The sequence below is a fragment of the Streptomyces sp. NPDC001513 genome (assembly GCF_042894695.1).
Lineage (GTDB): Bacteria > Actinomycetota > Actinomycetes > Streptomycetales > Streptomycetaceae > Streptomyces.
Window position 1 is genome coordinate 493,085 of record NZ_JBIAVU010000001.1, and the last position, 15,411, is coordinate 508,495.

Genomic DNA, 15,411 nt, shown 5'->3' on the forward strand with positions numbered 1-15,411 from the left:
GGACAACCCCTGCGGATGTCCGGTACGGAGGCCCGTACGCGTGTCAGCCGAGGACCACGCAGGTCGCCGCGGGTACGGCCAGCGAGCCGGCCCGGTGCGGCCGCCCGGTCAGCGGGTCCACGTCGAACCAGGTGACGTCGCCGGAGCGCTCGTTGGCCGCGTAGAGCCGACGCCCCGAGGGGTCTGCGGCGAGATCGCGCGGCCAGTCGCCGCCGCAGTCCACGGCGCCGGTGAGCCGCGGCTCCTCGGGGCCGTCGGCCAGGGAGAACGTGGTGATGACATCGGCGCCGCGGACGGCCACCCAGACGAACCGCCCGTCCGGCGAGGCGACGACCGCCGAGGGGTAGGCCCGTACGGCCCCTGAGGCGCCCGTGGAGGCGACCGGAACCTCGCGGACCGGTTCCAGTTGCCCGGACGCTCCGTTCCAGCGGCAGACGGTCACCTGCGGCTCCAGCTCGTGCAGGACGTAGAGCACGGCGCCCTCCGGATGGAACACGAGGTGGCGGGGCCCGGTCCCGGCGCGCAGCGCGGTCTCGGAGTGCACCCGCAGTGCACCGGTGGCCGGGTCCGGCGCGCAGATCCGCACCGAGTCGGTGCCGAGGTCCACGCTGAGGACCCAGCGGCCGGTCGGGTCGGGCAGCACCTGGTGGGCGTGCGGCCGCTCCTGGCGGTCGGCGTCGGGGCCGCTCCCCTCGTGCGGGAGGACGTGGGCGGGCCCGGCCGGACTGCCGTCGGCGGCGAGCGGGAGGCTGCTGACGCTGCCGGAGGTGTAGTTGGCGGTGAGCAGCCGGCCTCCGCCGAGGCTGAGGTGGGTGGGGCCGGAGCCGCCGACGCGGAAGGCCGCGCCGAGGGGGGCGAGGCCGTCGGCGGTCGTCCGGAAGGCGGTCACCGCGCCCTCCTCGGTCTCGTTCACCGCGTAGAGCACGCCGGTGTCCCGGGCGAGAGCGAGGTACGAGGGGTCTTCGGTGGCGGCGACCGAGAGCGCGGTCAGCGCTCCGGTCACCGGATCCACGGCCGCGGTGGTGACACCGCGGCCGCCCCCCGAGGTGAACGAGCCGATGTAGGCCCGGTGTTCGCCGTGATGGTCCGTACTGTCAGCGCCGCCCACACGAGGCCCCTCTCACCGCTCTCGGATCCGTTCGGAGCCGACGGTAACAGAAGGTCTAGACCAAATCCCGCCCCTGGGCCCGTTCCTGCGCGCCGGGGTGGTGGACGTACGCGGTGCTGCTCGGGCTGTCCTCGTAGGTGCGGTGGAAGACCGGGGTGGCGGAGCCGGAGATCGGCGGCACGATCCAGGACCAGTCCGCGCCCACCTCGCGTCCCTTGCGCTCCTCGCGCTCCATGTGGGACAGGAACCGGCGGGACTCGGAGTGGTGGTCGGCGATGGCGACGCCGGCGCGGTCGAAGGAGTGCAGGACCGCCCGGTTGAGCTCGACGAGCGCGCGGTCCTTCCAGAGGGAACGCTCAGTGGAGGTGTCCAGACCGAGGCGGCGGGCCACGGCCGGCAGGAGGTTGTACCGATCGGTGTCGGCGAGGTTGCGCGCGCCGATCTCGGTGCCCATGTACCAGCCGTTGAAGGGCGCGGCCGGGTAGTGGATGCCGCCGATCTCCAGGCACATGTTGGAGATGGCGGGTACGGCGTGCCAGCGCAGCCCCCAGTCCGCCCAGCCGTCGCCGTCGGGGTGGTCGATCGGCACCTCCAGGACGGCGTCCGCGGGCATGTCGAACCAGCGGGGTTTGTCGTCGACGCCCTGGACCACCAGCGGGAGGAGGTCGAAGGGGCTGCCGGAGCCGCCGGCCCAGCCGAGCCGGAGCAGGGCCTCGGTGAGCGGGGCGTTGCGGGCGTCGCCGACGGTTATGGAGGGGTGGTCGCCGTACCCGGCGTACCTGATGAGCTGCTCGCTCCAGATCAGCGGGCCGGGTCGGCCCGGGGTGTCCGGGGCGAAGACCGTGATCGTGGGTCTGATCCTGCCGCCGTTGGTCGCCTCGCGCAGGTGGTCGAAGCACTCGGCGGCGATGCGGTCGGCGTCGGTGAGCCCGCGGCGGTCGCGGACCCGCAGCGAGTTCCAGTAGAGCCTGCCTATGCAGCGGTTGCTGTTGCGCCAGGCCACGCGGGCCCCGTGGGCCAGCTCCTCGGGGGTGTGCACGTAGGTGCCGGTCAGGGCCAGTTCGGCCCTGACGGCGGCGAGCCGGGCGCGCGGATCGCCCGCGCCCTTGGTCTCCCGGTGGAAGAGTCGGATGAACTCCTCGGCCGCTTCCCACACCTGAGCGGTGGTGGAGCGCTGTTGAAGAATTTCCATTCCGGGCGGTTACCCCCTGTCCGACCAGATCCACCCTGTACGTGCCGGATGAATGTGCAGTAAACAATTACCCGTTGTACATGCCGCAGGTCAGCGATGTGCGGCAGGAGGGGTCGGAACACTCCTCTGAGTGATCTTCGACGATCGGCCTGCGGACAGGGGGAGTTGGGGCGTACGATCCGGCGCAGGCGCGGGTTCAGCGGCAGGGGCGGCTCATGTAGAGCGCCTGCTCGCCGGCCGCGGGCGTACCGCCGTACAGCATGGTGTCGAGGCCGCAGAACTCGAAGCCCATCCGCCGGTAGGCGTGCACGGCGGGGGCGTTGACCGAACTGACCTCCAACCACAGGTGCTCCGCGCCCCGTTCACGGGCGTACTCCGCCGCGCACTCCATGAGCGCGCGGCCGATGCCGCGGCCCCGCCGGCCGGGCGCGACCTCGATGTCCTCGATCGTGAGGCGCCGGTTCCACGCGGCGTAGCCGACGGCCGCGAACCCGCACACCTCGCCGCCGTCGAGGGCCACATAGGTGCGCGCGTCCGCGTCCCGGCCCGCGGCGCCGCCGAAGCCCTGCTCGTCGTGCTCCTCGGGCGGGAACACCTTGTACAGGGGCGGCTCCACGGGGACCTCGCGGAGCCGGAAGCCGAAGCCGTCCTCGGCGGCGGCCACCTCGAAGACCGTGGCGGTGGTGAAGGAGCTGTCCAGGGCCTCGATGGCGCCCGCGTCCTCGGGGCGGGCGAGGCGGTAGACGATTCCGTCGGCGGAGCCGTGTGCGGTGGTCATGGGATCCACCGTACGCAAAAAATCCCCCGGCCGAATTCGCTGCCGAGGGATGCAAGAGAGTATATTTGCTGGTTCGTGACTTCGCGGAAAACGAAGCCACGAGGAACCTTACGAGGACACTGTATCGCGGTGGGAGTGTAATTGTCAACCGAGGAATTCCGAAAAGAGCAGCAATTCGTCACCGATCTCTATCGGCGCCTCGACGACCTGCGCGACCAGGCCGAACGTGCGGTCGAAGGGGCATTGCGCGACGTGGGGAGCGGGTATCAGGCGCGCCTCGAACGCGATGTCCTGGTCGCCGAGCAGTCCGGCCTGCTTTCCGCGCTGAATACGGGCGAGAACGGCCTCTGTTTCGGCCGTCTGGAGTTCTCCGACGGCCGTGACCACCACATCGGCCGGATCGGAATCCGCGCGGACGACGCGGAACGCACACCGCTGGTGCTCGACTGGCGCGCGGAGGTGGCCCGCCCGTTCTACCTCGCCACCGGCCACACCCCCATGGGGCTGCGCCGCCGCCGGCACATCAGCAGCCGGGGACGCGAGGTCACCGCCCTGCACGACGAGATCCTCGACCTGACCGACGCGGAGCGCACCGGGCACGAGGGCGCCGACGCGGACGCCGTGCTGCTCGCCGCGCTCGACGCCGCCCGGACCGGTCGCATGCACGACATCGTGCGCACCATCCAGGCCGAGCAGGACCGGATCATCCGTTCCCCGCACCGGGGGGTGCTGGTCGTGGAGGGCGGACCCGGCACCGGGAAGACCGCGGTCGCGCTGCACCGCGCCGCGTACCTGCTGTACGCCCACCGGGAACTGCTCGCCAAGCGCGGGGTGCTGATCGTCGGGCCGGGACCGGCCTTCCTCGGATACATCGGCGAGGTGCTCCCGGCCCTCGGCGAGACGGGCGTACTGCTCGCCACCCCCGGCGAGCTCTTCCCGGGCGTGCACGCCACCGGCACCGACCGGCCCGGGGCCGCCGCGGTGAAGGGGCGGGCCGCGATGGCGGAGGTCCTCGCCCGGGTCGTGGCCGACCGGCAGGCCCTGCCGGAGACCGTGCCGGCGGGCACCGGGGAGGAGTACGACACGGTCCCCGAGCCCGCGCTGGAGATCGACCACGACGATTACGGGACCCTGCTGCTGGACCGCACGATGGCGTACGAGGCGCGGGACCGGGCCCGCGCCACCGGGCTGCCGCACAACCAGGCGCGCCCCACCTTCGCCTTCCGGATCATCGACGCGCTCACCGAGCAGCTCGCCGACCGGCTGGGCGCCGATCCGTACGGCGGGCCGAACCTGCTCGGGTCGGACGACGTGGCCCAGCTCGGCAAGGAGATCGCGATGAGCCCCGCCGTGCACGCGGCGATCGACTCGCTGTGGCCCTCGCTCACCCCCGAGCAGCTGGTCGGCGACTTCCTGGCGGACCCCACGCACCTGTCCGCGCACGAGGCGGGGCTGATCCGGCGCGCGCCCTCGGCGCGGCCGGACTGGACCCCGGCCGACGTGCCGCTCCTGGACGAGGCGGCCGAGCTGCTCGGGGAGGACGACAGCGCCCGGCGCGCCGCCGAGGAACGGGAGCGGCAGCAGCGCATCGCGTACGCGCAGGGGGTGCTGGACCTGTCGGAGGGCTCGCAGTCGTACGAGTTCGAGGACGAGGAGAACGAGTTCCTCGCGGCCCACGACATCATCGACGCCGAGCGGATGGCCGAGCGCCAGGAGGAGGCCGACCACCGCAGCGCCGCCGAGCGGGCGGCGGCCGACCGCACCTGGGCCTTCGGGCACGTGATCGTGGACGAGGCGCAGGAGCTGTCGGAGATGGCGTGGCGGCTGCTGATGCGGCGCTGCCCCACCCGGTCGATGACGCTGGTGGGCGATCCCGCGCAGACCGCCGACGAGGCGGGCTGCGGCTCCTGGGAGCGGATCCTCTCCCCGTACGTGGGCGAGCGCTGGGAGCTGGTCCGGCTGGGGGTGAACTACCGCACGCCGGCCGAGATCATGGAGGTGGCGGCGGCCGTGCTGCGGGAGCGCGATCCCGGCTTCGAACCGCCGCGTTCGGTACGGACGACCGGGGTACGGCCGTGGGCGCGCGCCACCGGGGATCCGGCCGGGGCGGTCGCGGAGGCCGTGGAGCGGGAACGGCCGGCGGAGGGGCGGCTCGCGGTGATCGCGCCGCGGGCGCTGCACGCCGCGCTGGCCGCCGTACTGCCGGGCGTACGGGAGGGCGCGGAGCCGGATCTGACCCGGGAGGTCGTCCTGCTGGATCCGCGCCAGGCCAAGGGGCTGGAGTTCGACACGGTGGTCGTGGTGGAGCCGGCCGACTTCCCGCCCAGCGACCTGTACGTGGCGCTGACCCGGGCCACCCAGACCCTCGGCGTGGTGCACTCCGCCGGCCGGCTGCCGGCGGGGCTGGCGCTGTCGGCGCGGGGGCTGGTCAGGCGCTGACGACGAACGGCGCCCGCGGGTCGCTGCCCAGCGGGGCGGCGAGTTCGGCGAGGGCCCGCTCCAGGCCGTGCAGGTGGGCGAGCGCGGGCCCGGAGGCGGCGGTGTGCGCCACGGTCTCACGGGCCGTGGCGGGCCCGCTCGCGCCCCGCTCCTCGGCGGTCAGCGCCTCCACCGCCGCCTCGACGCGCCAGCAGGCCGCGGCGAGGCGGGCGTCGTGGCTCGCGTCCGGGTCGGCGGCGACGGCCACCAGGCCGCGCACCTCGCGGGCGCAGTCGTCCAGCAGCGCGATGACCTGTCCGGCGCGGGCCTTGCGCGCGCGGAACGGGCTGAGCGGGTGGACCAGCGGCGCGAGCGCCATCCGGACCCGCGCCAGCAGGGTCTCCAGCTCGGCGGCGTGGGGCGCCGGGTCGGCCGTCGGGGAGCCGGCCAGGCGGGCGGCGGCCTGGGCGGTGGCCGCGTGCACGCAGTGCAGGGCGCGCTGGATCCAGGCGTCGTTCGTGGCGTGGGTGGTGACCGGCAGCACGAGGACCACGGCCAGGGCGGCGCACACCGCGCCGACGGCCGTCTCCTCCAGGCGCAGCACGAGCAGGCCGGGGTCCAGCACGCCCAGCAGGCCGTACAGCAGTCCCGCCATGAGGGTGACCGCCAGGATCATCCAGCTGTAGGAGACGGCGGCCGTGTAGAAGATCGCGAAGACGCAGGCGGCGACCAGGACGGCGGTGGGCGCGGGCGCGCCGTTCAGCGGGATGGCGATCAGTACGCCCGCGGCCACGCCGATGACGGTGCCGAGCACCCGGCGGAAGCCCCGGACGAGCGTCTCGCCGCGCGAGGCGGTGTTGACGAAGATCCACCAGGCGGTGCCGACGGCCCAGTACCAGCGGTCCTCGGAGAGCGCCTGGCCGATGGCGAGGGCGACGGCGCAGGCGGCGGTGGCCTGGAAGGCCTGGCGGGTGGTGGGCCGGGCCAGGCCCCGGCCGGGCAGCGGTGCCGGGGCGGCGGGCGGCGGGGTGCGCCGCTCGATGGGCCAGAGCAGGAACCGTACGGCGCCGGCGGCGACCAGGGCCAGGCCCACGGCCGCGAACAGCTCCGGGAGCTGGGCGGGGACGGCGTGCAGGAACTGCGTGATGAAGAAGTTCATGAACGCGAAGATCCCGAGCGCGTGTCCGCGCGGGCCCCAGCGGCGGGCGTAGACCCCGCAGAAGACGACGAGCACGAAGGCCGCGTCGCGGGCGGGGGTCAGCCCGTGCAGGGCGGTGGCGAGGGTGAGGACCGGGAATCCGGCGGCGGGGAGCAGGGCGGTGGTGACGGCCTGGCGGCGGACGGTCGCGTCGGTGACGGTGAAGAGGGCGAGCAGGGCCGCCAGTCCCCCGGTGATGGAGGCGCTCAGGGAGAGACCGCACAGTTCGGCGAGGGCGACGGCGGCGGCGACGCCGATCACCGCGCGGGCCGCGTTCCTGAGTCTCAGACGCCCCGGATCCGGAGCCACGAACATCCTCTTCACGGCGGTGTGCCGCCCCCCTCGTGTGGTGCGCGCCGGCCCGGCGCCGCCCGGGGGTGGTGGGCGGTGAACGGGCACGGCGAAGGCGCCGCGCTCCGGAACCGGCCTCGTTGCCGTCCGGCGCTGCGCGGCGCCGTAAGTACATGGATACGCCACAGATAAGCATCCGCAGGGGCAATGGCTCAAGCGGGCCCCTGGACGCTGGACCATTGGCACAGCTACCTGCGGGGATCTTCGGCCATCAGGAGACCAACGGACCGGCTTTCCCGTGCGGTGGGCAGCCGCCCGGGGTCACTGCGCCGGGCCGCCTTCGGTCGGCACGCACAGGACGGGCACGGGTGACAGGTGCAGGAGCTTGTGCGGGGTGGAGCCGAGCAGGGCGCCGCGGATCGGGCTGTCGCCCCAGCTGCCGACGATGATGACGCGGGCGTGGTGGCGCTCGGCGGCGTCCAGCAGGGCCTGCGCCGGCTTCTCGTCGACCACCTCGACCGTCGAGGGCACACCGGCGGCGTCGGCCTCCTCGACGGCGCGGGCGAGGGCGCTGCGGCCCGCCTGGCGGACGGCCTCCCGGTGGGCGCGGTACTCCTCGCCGGCGGCGCCCGGGGCGGCCGCGCCGTAGACGAGGACGAGCGGCTCGCCGAAGGCGGTGGCCACCTCGAGCGCCACGTGCAGGGCCCGTTCGGCGCCGGGCGACTCGTCGTATCCAAGGACCACGGACATCGGGGCTCCTCAGCGCTTCCCGGTGTGGACGAGTGCCGGGTCGACCACGCCCCGCCGCTCCTGCCAGAACCTGCCGTCCCGTACCCGCCAGAAGCACATGACGAGCACGCCGACGACGGCGATCGCGATCCCGATGACCAGCGGCGGGCCGAGTCCGAACCAGGAGGCGCCCCCGGCGGAGTTCTCCGGGTCGGACATGTCTCCGATCGACTCCACCAGCAGCCAGATCAGCAGTCCGGCGCCGACCACCGGGCCGACCCCGATGAGCAGGAGGTTGTGCGCGCTCTCCGTGAGGTGGCGGCGGTAGTAGACGGCGCAGGCGAGGCCCGTGAGCGCGTAGTAGAAGGAGATCAGCAGGGAGAGCGCGGTGAGGGAGTCCAGGAGCGCGTTCTCGCTGATCTGGTTGACGACGAGGTACCAGAAGATGGCGATGCCGGCCACCCACCACGTGCTCACGTCCGGGGTGCGGAACCGGTGGTGGATGTGCGCGAGCGGCTGCGGCAGCGCGTGCCGGCGGGCCATGGACAGGGCGGTGCGGGAGGCCGGGATGATCGTGGTCTGTGTGGAGGCGAGCGCGGAGGTGCAGACGGCGAGGAGCACCATCCAGTCCCAGCCGCCCATGACCTCGTGGGCGAGCACGGCGAAGATGGCCTCCTCCTCGCCCGCGTTCTCGGCGAGGAAGGTGGTGCCCGCGTAGCCGACGACGGCGAAGCACACCGACAGGTAGGTGACCAGGAGGATGACCGTCGACCAGATTCCGGCCTTGCCGGGCGCGGTGGCCGAGTTCTCGACCTCCTCGGTGAGGTTGACCGCGGACTCCCAGCCCCAGTACATGAACACGCCCAGCAGCAGTCCGCCGGTGAGGGCGGCGCCGCCCGCGCCGAAGGGGTTGAGCCAGGTGAGGGAGGGCTCGATCTCCTCCAGGGTGCTGGTGCCGGCGTAGATCCGGTAGATGGCGACCACCGCGAAGGCCAGCAGGAAGAAGACCTGGGCGAGGATGAGGACGTCCTGGAGGTGGGCCGAGAGCTCGGTGCCGATGACGCAGATCGCGGTCATGACCAGGATCACGGCGACGGTGAGGGACTGCCGGATCCAGGCATTGGCGGCCCAGTCGTCGAGCCCGAAGGCGAGCAGGCCGAAGTTGACGGCGACGTCCGCCAGCGAGCCGATGACCAGGACGCCCGTCATGGCGATCGCCCAGCCGCCGAGCCAGCCGGCCCAGGGGCCCATGGCCCGGGTGACCCACGAGAAGGTCGTCCCGCAGTCCTGGTCCACCTTGTTCAGGTAGTAGAAGGCGGCGGCGATGAGCAGCATCGGCACGAAGGAGGCCAGCATCACGCCCGGCGCGTAGATCCCGACCAGGGCCACGATCGGTCCGAGGACGGCGGCCAGGGAGTAGGCGGGCGAGGTGGAGTTCAGGCCGATGACGAGCGCGTCGAGGAAGCCGATCGCGTTGGCCTTGAGGCCCTCTTCCCCGTGGTCCGGCTCGTGTTCGACATCCGTTCGGTCCTGACCCATGTACGAATCGTCACGCACCCGGCACTACTGCGCGAGGCGGGACGATCCGGTCAGGGGCGGATGTTCCAGCCCGCGATGACCGGGAGCCCGTGTTCCGTGGAGAGCACGCTGACCGTGCCGGTGCGCAGCAGGAACAGCCGGCCGGCCGCGGGCTCCAGGCCCAGGTAGCGGGCGGTGAGGACGCGCAGGAAGTGGCCGTGGGCGACGAGCACGACGTCGCCGCCGTCCGCGCGGAGCACGGGGGCGACCCGGGCGAGGGCGCGGTCCGCGCGGGCGCCGACCTGGGCGGCGCTCTCGCCCGGGTGCGCCGGGTCGCCGGGCGGGACGCCGTGGGTCCACAGGGACCAGTCCGGGGTGGTCCGCCGGATCTCCTGGGTGGTGATGCCCTCGTAGCCGCCGTAGTCCCACTCGTAGAGGTCGGGGTCGGTGGTCCCGCCGGCGAGTCCGGCGAGTTCGGCCGTGGCGACGGCCCGGTGCAGCGGGCTGGTCAGCACCAGGGCCGGGTGCCGGTCCCGGAAGTAGGGGGCCAGCGAGATGGCCTCCTCGATCCCGCCCGCGTTCAGCGGTACGTCGGTGCGTCCGGTGTGCCGTCCGCCGGCGCTCCAGGATGTTTCTCCGTGCCTCACCAGCAACAGGTCGCTCACCCCTCGGACCCTATGCCTTCCGGCATGTCGGCGCCGGGGGAGGCGGGCGGGCGTGTCACTGTCGGGCGTCATGGACGAGAAGCGGAAGGCCGCGCGGACGGCCGGTTCGCAGCTCCCGCCGCACATGCCGGCGCTGATGGTCGCCCTGACCGCGGTGACCGGGGTGGTCGAGGCGGTGAGCCTGCTCGCGCTCGGGCCCGCCTTCACGGCGATGCAGACCGGCAACGTGCTGTTCCTGGCCTTCGGTGCCGCGCAGGCGGGCAACCTGCCGACGCTGCCCGCCGGGATCTCGCTGGCCGCGTTCGTCCTCGGGGTGATCTGCGGCTCCCACTTGGAGTCCGTGACGGAGGCCCATGGGCGGCGCTGGTTCGTCATGGGCCTCATCGTCGAGGCCGGACTGATCCTGGCCGCCGCGGCCGCCGCCTGGGGGCTGGCACCGCAGTACGGGTCGCCGACCCCGCGGCACCTGGCGGTGATGGCGGTCCTGGCGCTGGCGATGGGCATGCGCAACACCACGATCATGCGGGCGAACGTGCCGGGTGTGCCGACGACGCTGGTCACGCGGTCCATGACCGCCTTCCTCGGAGGCTCCGCCATGGGGCGCGACGCCGTCTACGGATACGGGTCGGCCGGCTGGAAACTGCGCGGCCTGTCCGTCCTCGCCATGTTCACCGGCGGGGCCCTCGGGGCGCTGCTGATCCGGGCCGGCTGCACGGTGGGCTGGCTCCTGCTGCCGACCGCCGCCGCGGTGCTGGTGGTGGGCCTGGCCTACCGGGGGCAGCCCCCGCTGCACACCGGGCCCGCTCCCGGCCCGGAACGATCGCGCTGAATTGGGCCATTGGTACAGTCACGGCATGGCGGTGGACGAGCTCGACACCCGAATCCTGCGTCTGCTGATCGAGCAGCCGCGCACCAGCGTCCGCGAGTACGCCCGGATCCTCGGCGTCGCGCGCGGGACCCTGCAGGCCCGGCTGGACCGGCTGGAGCGCACCGGGGTGATCACGGGGACCGGGCCGTTCCTCTCCCCCGCCGCGCTGGGCCACCCGGTGCTGGCCTTCGTCCACATCGAGGTCACCCAGGGGCATCTGGACGACGTGGGGGACGCGCTGGCCGCCGTACCGGAGATCATCGAGGCCTTCTCGATCACCGGCGGCGGGGATCTGCTGACCCGCGTGGCGGCCCGCGACAACGCGCATCTGGAGGACGTGATCCAGCGGCTGATCCAGCTGCCCGGCGTGGTCCGCACGCGGACGGAGGTGGCGCTGCGCGAGCGGGTCCCGCACCGGCTGCTGCCGCTGGTCGAAGCCGTAGGGAGGAACGCCCGCAAGACCTGACAGGATGACTGAGACAGGACACAAGCGGCAGGACGGGCACAGCGGATGATTTCCGTCATATTCGATCTCGACGGCACCCTCGTGGACAGCGAACCGAACTACTACGAATCCGGGCGCCGCACCTTGGAGCGGCACGGAGTCCCCGATTTCACGTGGGAACAGCACGCGCGTTTCATCGGCATCGGCACCATGGAGACGCTGGAGATCCTCAAGGAGCGGTACGGGATCCCAGCGCCGGTCGAGCAGCTGCTCGCCGAGCAGAACGCGGCCTACCTGGAGCTGGCCCGCACCCGGACCGAGGTCTTCCCGCAGATGCGGAAGTTCGTCGAGCGGCTCTACGCCGAAGGGGTGCCGATGGCGGTGGCCTCCGGCTCCTCGCTCGAGGCGATCGACGCCGTCCTGGCGGGCACCGGGCTGGACGCGCTGCTGACCACGGTCGTCTCCGCCGAGGAGGTCGCGCACGGCAAGCCCGCTCCGGACGTGTTCCTGGAGGCGGCCCGCCGGCTGGGCGCGCGGCCCGCCGACTGCGTGGTCGTCGAGGACGCGACGCCGGGAGCGCTGGCCGCCCATGCCGCGGGCATGGGCTGCATCGTGGTCCCGTACGCGACGGACATCGCGGACGACCCGGCCTTCGCCCCGGCCGGACTCCTCTTCCGGGGCGGACGGGCGCAGTTCACCGCGGACGCGGCGCACGACTGGCTGACGGCGCGCCGTACGGCCTGACGGCCCGTCGGCGCGGGCGGGAGCGGGCGGGAGCGGATGAACGGCGGCTCCCGCGTCTGGTGCCCTGCGGGGGCTGCTGTCACCATGCCTGCGTGACCGCGACCCTGCCCCCGGGCACCAGGAACGGCGGACCCCGCCGGTGGCCCCTGCTCGGGAACCTGCCCGCCTTCGCCCGCGATCCCCTGGCCTTCTTCGAATCCCTGCGCGACGACCACGGCGACTGGGTGCCGTGGGCCCTCGGCCCGCAGCGCAACGTGCTGGTCTCCCGGCCCGAGCACGCCGGTGAACTGCTGGCCGCCGTCGAGTCCACCTTCAAGCCGATGGAACTGGGCTGGGCCTTCCACCAGTTGCTGGGCGACGGGGTGGTCGTGGCCACCGGGGACGACTGGCGGCGCAAGCGGGCACTGGTCCAGCCCGCCGTACGGCCGCGCCAGGTGCGCTCGTACGCCGCCACCATGGTGGAGTGCGCGGCCGCGCTGGCCGGCGGCTGGCGCGAGGGCGAACGGATCGACGTGCACCGGGAGATGGCCGGACTCACCCAGCGGATCGCGGTACGCACGCTGTTCGGGAGCGACGCGGCCGGCCGGGAGGCGCCCATCAGCGCGGCGATGGCCACGGCGCAGCGGGAGCTGGGGGCGGAGTTCCGGGGGCTGACGCTGTTCCTGCCGCCGTGGGTGCGCACGCCCGGGCGGCGCCGGATGCGGGAGGCCGTGGCGGTCCTCGACCGCGAGATCGAGCACGTCATACGGGAGCACGAGGCTGCATCGAACGCCGGCGCGGAGCGGGACGACCTGCTGAGCCGGCTGCTCGCGGCCCGCGACGAGGACGGCCGGCCGCTCTCCCGCAAGGAGCTGCGGGACGAGTCGATCACCCTCTACATCGGCGGCCACGAGACCACGTCGACCACCTTGACCTGGGCCTGGCAGCTGCTGTCGGGCGCCCCCGACGCGCGGGCCCGGCTGACGGAGGAGCTGGACCGGGTGCTCGGCGGACGGCTGCCGACGTACGACGACTACGCGCGGTTGCCGTGGACGCAACAAGTGGTCAAGGAGGCACTGCGGATCTATCCGCCGATCTGGCTGATCTCGGCGGTGGCCGCGGAGGGCGCGAGCATCGGCGGGCGGGCGGTGCCGGCGGGAACGGCGGTGTGGACCAGCCCCTGGTCGATGCACCGGGACGCGCGCTGGTTCCCGGAGCCGGAGGCCTTCCGCCCCGAGCGGTGGGACGCGGACGCCCCCCATCCGGTGCCCGAACACGCCTGGTTCCCCTTCGGCGGGGGCCCGCGCGCCTGCCTGGGGGCGCGGTTCGCGCTGGTGGAGGCCGCGCTCGTACTGGCCGTGCTGGGGCAGCGGTTCCACCTGGACAGCGGGAGCGGGCGGGCCCGGGTGTTCCCCGGGCTCACCCTGCAGCCGGTCGGTCCGGTCCTGGCGATGCTGCGCGGAACCGGCCCCGGCACGGGCCCTGGACCGTACGGAAACTGACGGACCCGCACATCGGTGTCCCGATATCGGAGACGGCGAGTCCAGCTGGCGAGACACCATTGACCCCCGCCCGGCCGGGTGGCTACGTTTCGCCGCATGTTGCGTTCAGCCATGCTCACCACGCGCGGTCACATCGACCTGCTGCGGGTGGCCTCCGCCGCGTGTCGCCGCGGCCGCTGACGCCCTTTTTCCCGAAGTGTCACGAGCGCTCCGCGCTCTTCTCCCGCATGCCGCGAACCCGCCGGTTCCGCTGATCCTCTCGGTTCCGTAGCCGGGCCCGTCCCGCCGTACCCGGTACCGGTACCGGTGCGTACGGATGCGGGTACGGCCCCGCCGCGTGCGCCCCCTCTCCTTGCCTCCCCGTCCGTGGAGCCCCCATGACCATCAGCATCAGCCATGCGCCGCCCGCGCCCGACATATCCCCTGAATCACCATCTGGATCGCCATCGGCGCTGGTCGCCGTCGTGCCGACCTCCGCGCGGCGGCGGCCCGTGCCGCGCTGGATCCGCCGGACCGCCGGCCCCCTGCTGCTGCTGGCCCTGTGGCAGGTGGCCAGCAGCCTCGGGTGGCTTCCGGCCGACACCCTCGCGCCGCCGTCGACCATCGCCTCCGCCGGAGCGGACCTGATCGCGGACGGGACCCTGCCCGGCGCCATGGCCGTGTCCCTGCAACGCGTCGCGATCGGGCTGCTGATCGGCGGTACGGCGGGAACGGTGCTCGCGCTGCTGTCGGGGCTCTCGCGGCTCGGCGAGGACCTGATCGACGCGAGCGTGCAGATGCTGCGCACGGTTCCGTGGGTCGGCCTCATTCCGCTGTTCATCATCTGGATGGGCATCGGGGAGGCCCCCAAGGTCGCGCTGATCGCACTCGGCACGGCCTTCCACCTCTACCTGAACGTGTACGCGGGGATCCGCGGAGTGGACGAGCAACTCATCGAGGCGGGCGGCGCCCTGGGGCTCGGCCGCTGGGGGCTGGTGCGGCACGTGGTGCTGCCGGGGGCGCTGCCCGGCTTCATGACCGGGCTGCGCTACTCGCTCGCCACCGCCTGGCTGGCCCTGGTCTTCGGCGAGTCCATCAACGCCGACGCCGGCATCGGCTTCCTGATGAACCAGGCGCGCGAGTTCTTCCGTACGGACGTGATCGTCGTCTGCCTCGTCGTCTACGCCTTCCTCGGTCTGACCGCCGACCTCGTCGTCCGCACTCTCGAAAGGCTGCTGCTGCAATGGCGACCGACGTTCACGGGGCAGTAGTCACCGAGCCCGGTACGGCCGTCCGGGTCGCCGGACTGACCCGCTCCTTCGACGGCCGGGCCGTCATCGACGGGCTCGATCTGACCCTGCGGGCCGGGGAGTTCACCGTGCTGCTGGGCCGCAGCGGCTGCGGCAAGTCCACGCTCCTGCGCGTACTGGCGGGCCTGGACCGGGAGATCGAGGGCGAGGTGCTGGTCCCGGAGCGACGGGCCGTCGCCTTCCAGGCGCCCCGCCTGATGCCCTGGAAGCGGGTCTGGCGCAACGTCCTGCTCGGCCTGCCCGGGCGGCCGGACCGCGAGCGCGCCGAACGGGCCCTGGCCGAGGTCGGGCTGGAACACCGCAAGGACGCCTGGCCCAAGACCCTGTCGGGCGGCGAGGCGCAGCGGGCCTCGCTCGCCCGGGCGCTGGTGCGCGAACCCGATCTGCTGCTGCTGGACGAGCCGTTCGGCGCCCTCGACGCCCTGACCCGGATCAAGGCCCAGCAGCTGGTGGCCCGGCTGTGGCAGCGGCGCGGCTGCGCGGTGCTGCTGGTCACGCACGACGTGGACGAGGCCGTACTGCTGGCCGATCGCATCCTCGTGATGAGCGAGGGCCGGATCTCACACGACACCCGTGTCCCGCTGGAGCGGCCGCGCGAGGTCGGAGATCCGGGCTTCGCGGCGCTGCGCACCCGCCTGCTCGCCGAACTCGGCGTCGGCTGAACACCTTTCCTCCCCTTCAAGAGAA

General features: G+C 73.2%; 15 protein-coding genes. 8 read left to right on the forward strand and 7 right to left on the reverse strand.

The genetic code is table 11. The features are described 5' to 3' along the window. Positions 1-43: 43 nt before the first annotated feature. The 3 genes from ACFYZ4_RS02385 to ACFYZ4_RS02395 all read right to left on the reverse strand — a co-directional run bounded on the left by ACFYZ4_RS02385 (position 44) and on the right by ACFYZ4_RS02395 (position 3,078). Positions 44-1,108 (reverse strand): lactonase family protein, encoded by a 1,065-nt coding sequence (locus ACFYZ4_RS02385; protein WP_390782760.1) that lies wholly within the window; start codon positions 1,106-1,108, stop codon positions 44-46. A gap of 55 nt (positions 1,109-1,163) precedes the next feature. After that, positions 1,164-2,300, reverse strand: a complete 1,137-nt coding sequence (locus tag ACFYZ4_RS02390) for a nitric oxide synthase oxygenase (RefSeq protein WP_390782761.1) — start codon at positions 2,298-2,300, stop codon at positions 1,164-1,166. A 196-nt stretch (positions 2,301-2,496) separates the two neighbouring features. After that, positions 2,497-3,078 carry a GNAT family N-acetyltransferase gene (locus ACFYZ4_RS02395; protein ID WP_390782762.1) on the reverse strand — a complete coding sequence of 194 codons (582 nt, stop codon included), beginning with the start codon at positions 3,076-3,078 and terminating at the stop codon, positions 2,497-2,499. A 141-nt stretch (positions 3,079-3,219) separates the two neighbouring features. On the opposite strand from ACFYZ4_RS02395, the gene ACFYZ4_RS02400 reads away from it, so the two are divergent. Further along, on the forward strand, positions 3,220-5,517 hold the full coding sequence (locus ACFYZ4_RS02400) for a HelD family protein (RefSeq protein WP_390782763.1): 2,298 nt from the start codon (positions 3,220-3,222) through the stop codon (positions 5,515-5,517). Here ACFYZ4_RS02400 and ACFYZ4_RS02405 read toward each other — a convergent pair. From ACFYZ4_RS02405 to ACFYZ4_RS02420, 4 genes are all read right to left on the reverse strand, one after another. Beyond that, on the reverse strand, positions 5,507-7,009 hold the full coding sequence (locus tag ACFYZ4_RS02405) for an FUSC family protein (protein ID WP_390782909.1): 1,503 nt from the start codon (positions 7,007-7,009) through the stop codon (positions 5,507-5,509). The two genes, ACFYZ4_RS02400 and ACFYZ4_RS02405, sit on opposite strands and share 11 nt — an antisense overlap. Positions 7,010-7,306: 297 nt before the next feature. Then, positions 7,307-7,735, reverse strand: a complete 429-nt coding sequence (locus ACFYZ4_RS02410; protein WP_351286893.1) for a universal stress protein — start codon at positions 7,733-7,735, stop codon at positions 7,307-7,309. A gap of 9 nt (positions 7,736-7,744) precedes the next feature. Further along, a complete protein-coding gene (locus tag ACFYZ4_RS02415; RefSeq protein WP_351286895.1) occupies positions 7,745-9,253 on the reverse strand; it encodes an APC family permease in 1,509 nt (502 codons plus the stop codon). Positions 9,254-9,303: 50 nt separating this feature from the next. Then, the gene (locus ACFYZ4_RS02420; RefSeq protein ID WP_351286896.1) at positions 9,304-9,897 is read right to left on the reverse strand and encodes a histidine phosphatase family protein; all 594 of its coding nucleotides are present in this window, start codon (positions 9,895-9,897) and stop codon (positions 9,304-9,306) included. Between the two features lie 70 nt (positions 9,898-9,967). Here ACFYZ4_RS02420 and ACFYZ4_RS02425 point away from each other — a divergent pair, with 70 nt between their 5' ends. The 7 genes from ACFYZ4_RS02425 to ACFYZ4_RS02455 all read left to right on the forward strand — a co-directional run bounded on the left by ACFYZ4_RS02425 (position 9,968) and on the right by ACFYZ4_RS02455 (position 15,386). Beyond that, entirely contained in the window at positions 9,968-10,726 is a 759-nt protein-coding gene (locus ACFYZ4_RS02425; RefSeq protein ID WP_390782764.1) for a YoaK family protein, read from the forward strand. 25 nt (positions 10,727-10,751) lie between these two features. After that, positions 10,752-11,231, forward strand: coding sequence for an Lrp/AsnC family transcriptional regulator (locus tag ACFYZ4_RS02430; protein ID WP_384344955.1), 480 nt, complete (start codon positions 10,752-10,754; stop codon positions 11,229-11,231). 45 nt (positions 11,232-11,276) lie between these two features. Then, positions 11,277-11,954 carry an HAD family hydrolase gene (locus ACFYZ4_RS02435; RefSeq protein WP_390782765.1) on the forward strand — a complete coding sequence of 226 codons (678 nt, stop codon included), beginning with the start codon at positions 11,277-11,279 and terminating at the stop codon, positions 11,952-11,954. Between the two features lie 92 nt (positions 11,955-12,046). Next, entirely contained in the window at positions 12,047-13,435 is a 1,389-nt protein-coding gene (locus ACFYZ4_RS02440) for a cytochrome P450 (protein WP_390782766.1), read from the forward strand. Positions 13,436-13,546: 111 nt separating this feature from the next. Further along, on the forward strand, positions 13,547-13,615 hold the full coding sequence (locus ACFYZ4_RS02445; protein WP_351433102.1) for a putative leader peptide: 69 nt from the start codon (positions 13,547-13,549) through the stop codon (positions 13,613-13,615). Positions 13,616-13,818: 203 nt separating this feature from the next. Further along, complete coding sequence (locus ACFYZ4_RS02450; RefSeq protein ID WP_390782910.1) at positions 13,819-14,685, forward strand: ABC transporter permease; 867 nt, start codon at positions 13,819-13,821, stop codon at positions 14,683-14,685. Continuing rightward, on the forward strand, positions 14,658-15,386 hold the full coding sequence (locus tag ACFYZ4_RS02455) for an ABC transporter ATP-binding protein (RefSeq protein ID WP_351286906.1): 729 nt from the start codon (positions 14,658-14,660) through the stop codon (positions 15,384-15,386). Before ACFYZ4_RS02450 ends, ACFYZ4_RS02455 begins: the two co-directional genes overlap by 28 nt. The last annotated feature ends 25 nt before the right edge of the window (positions 15,387-15,411 follow it).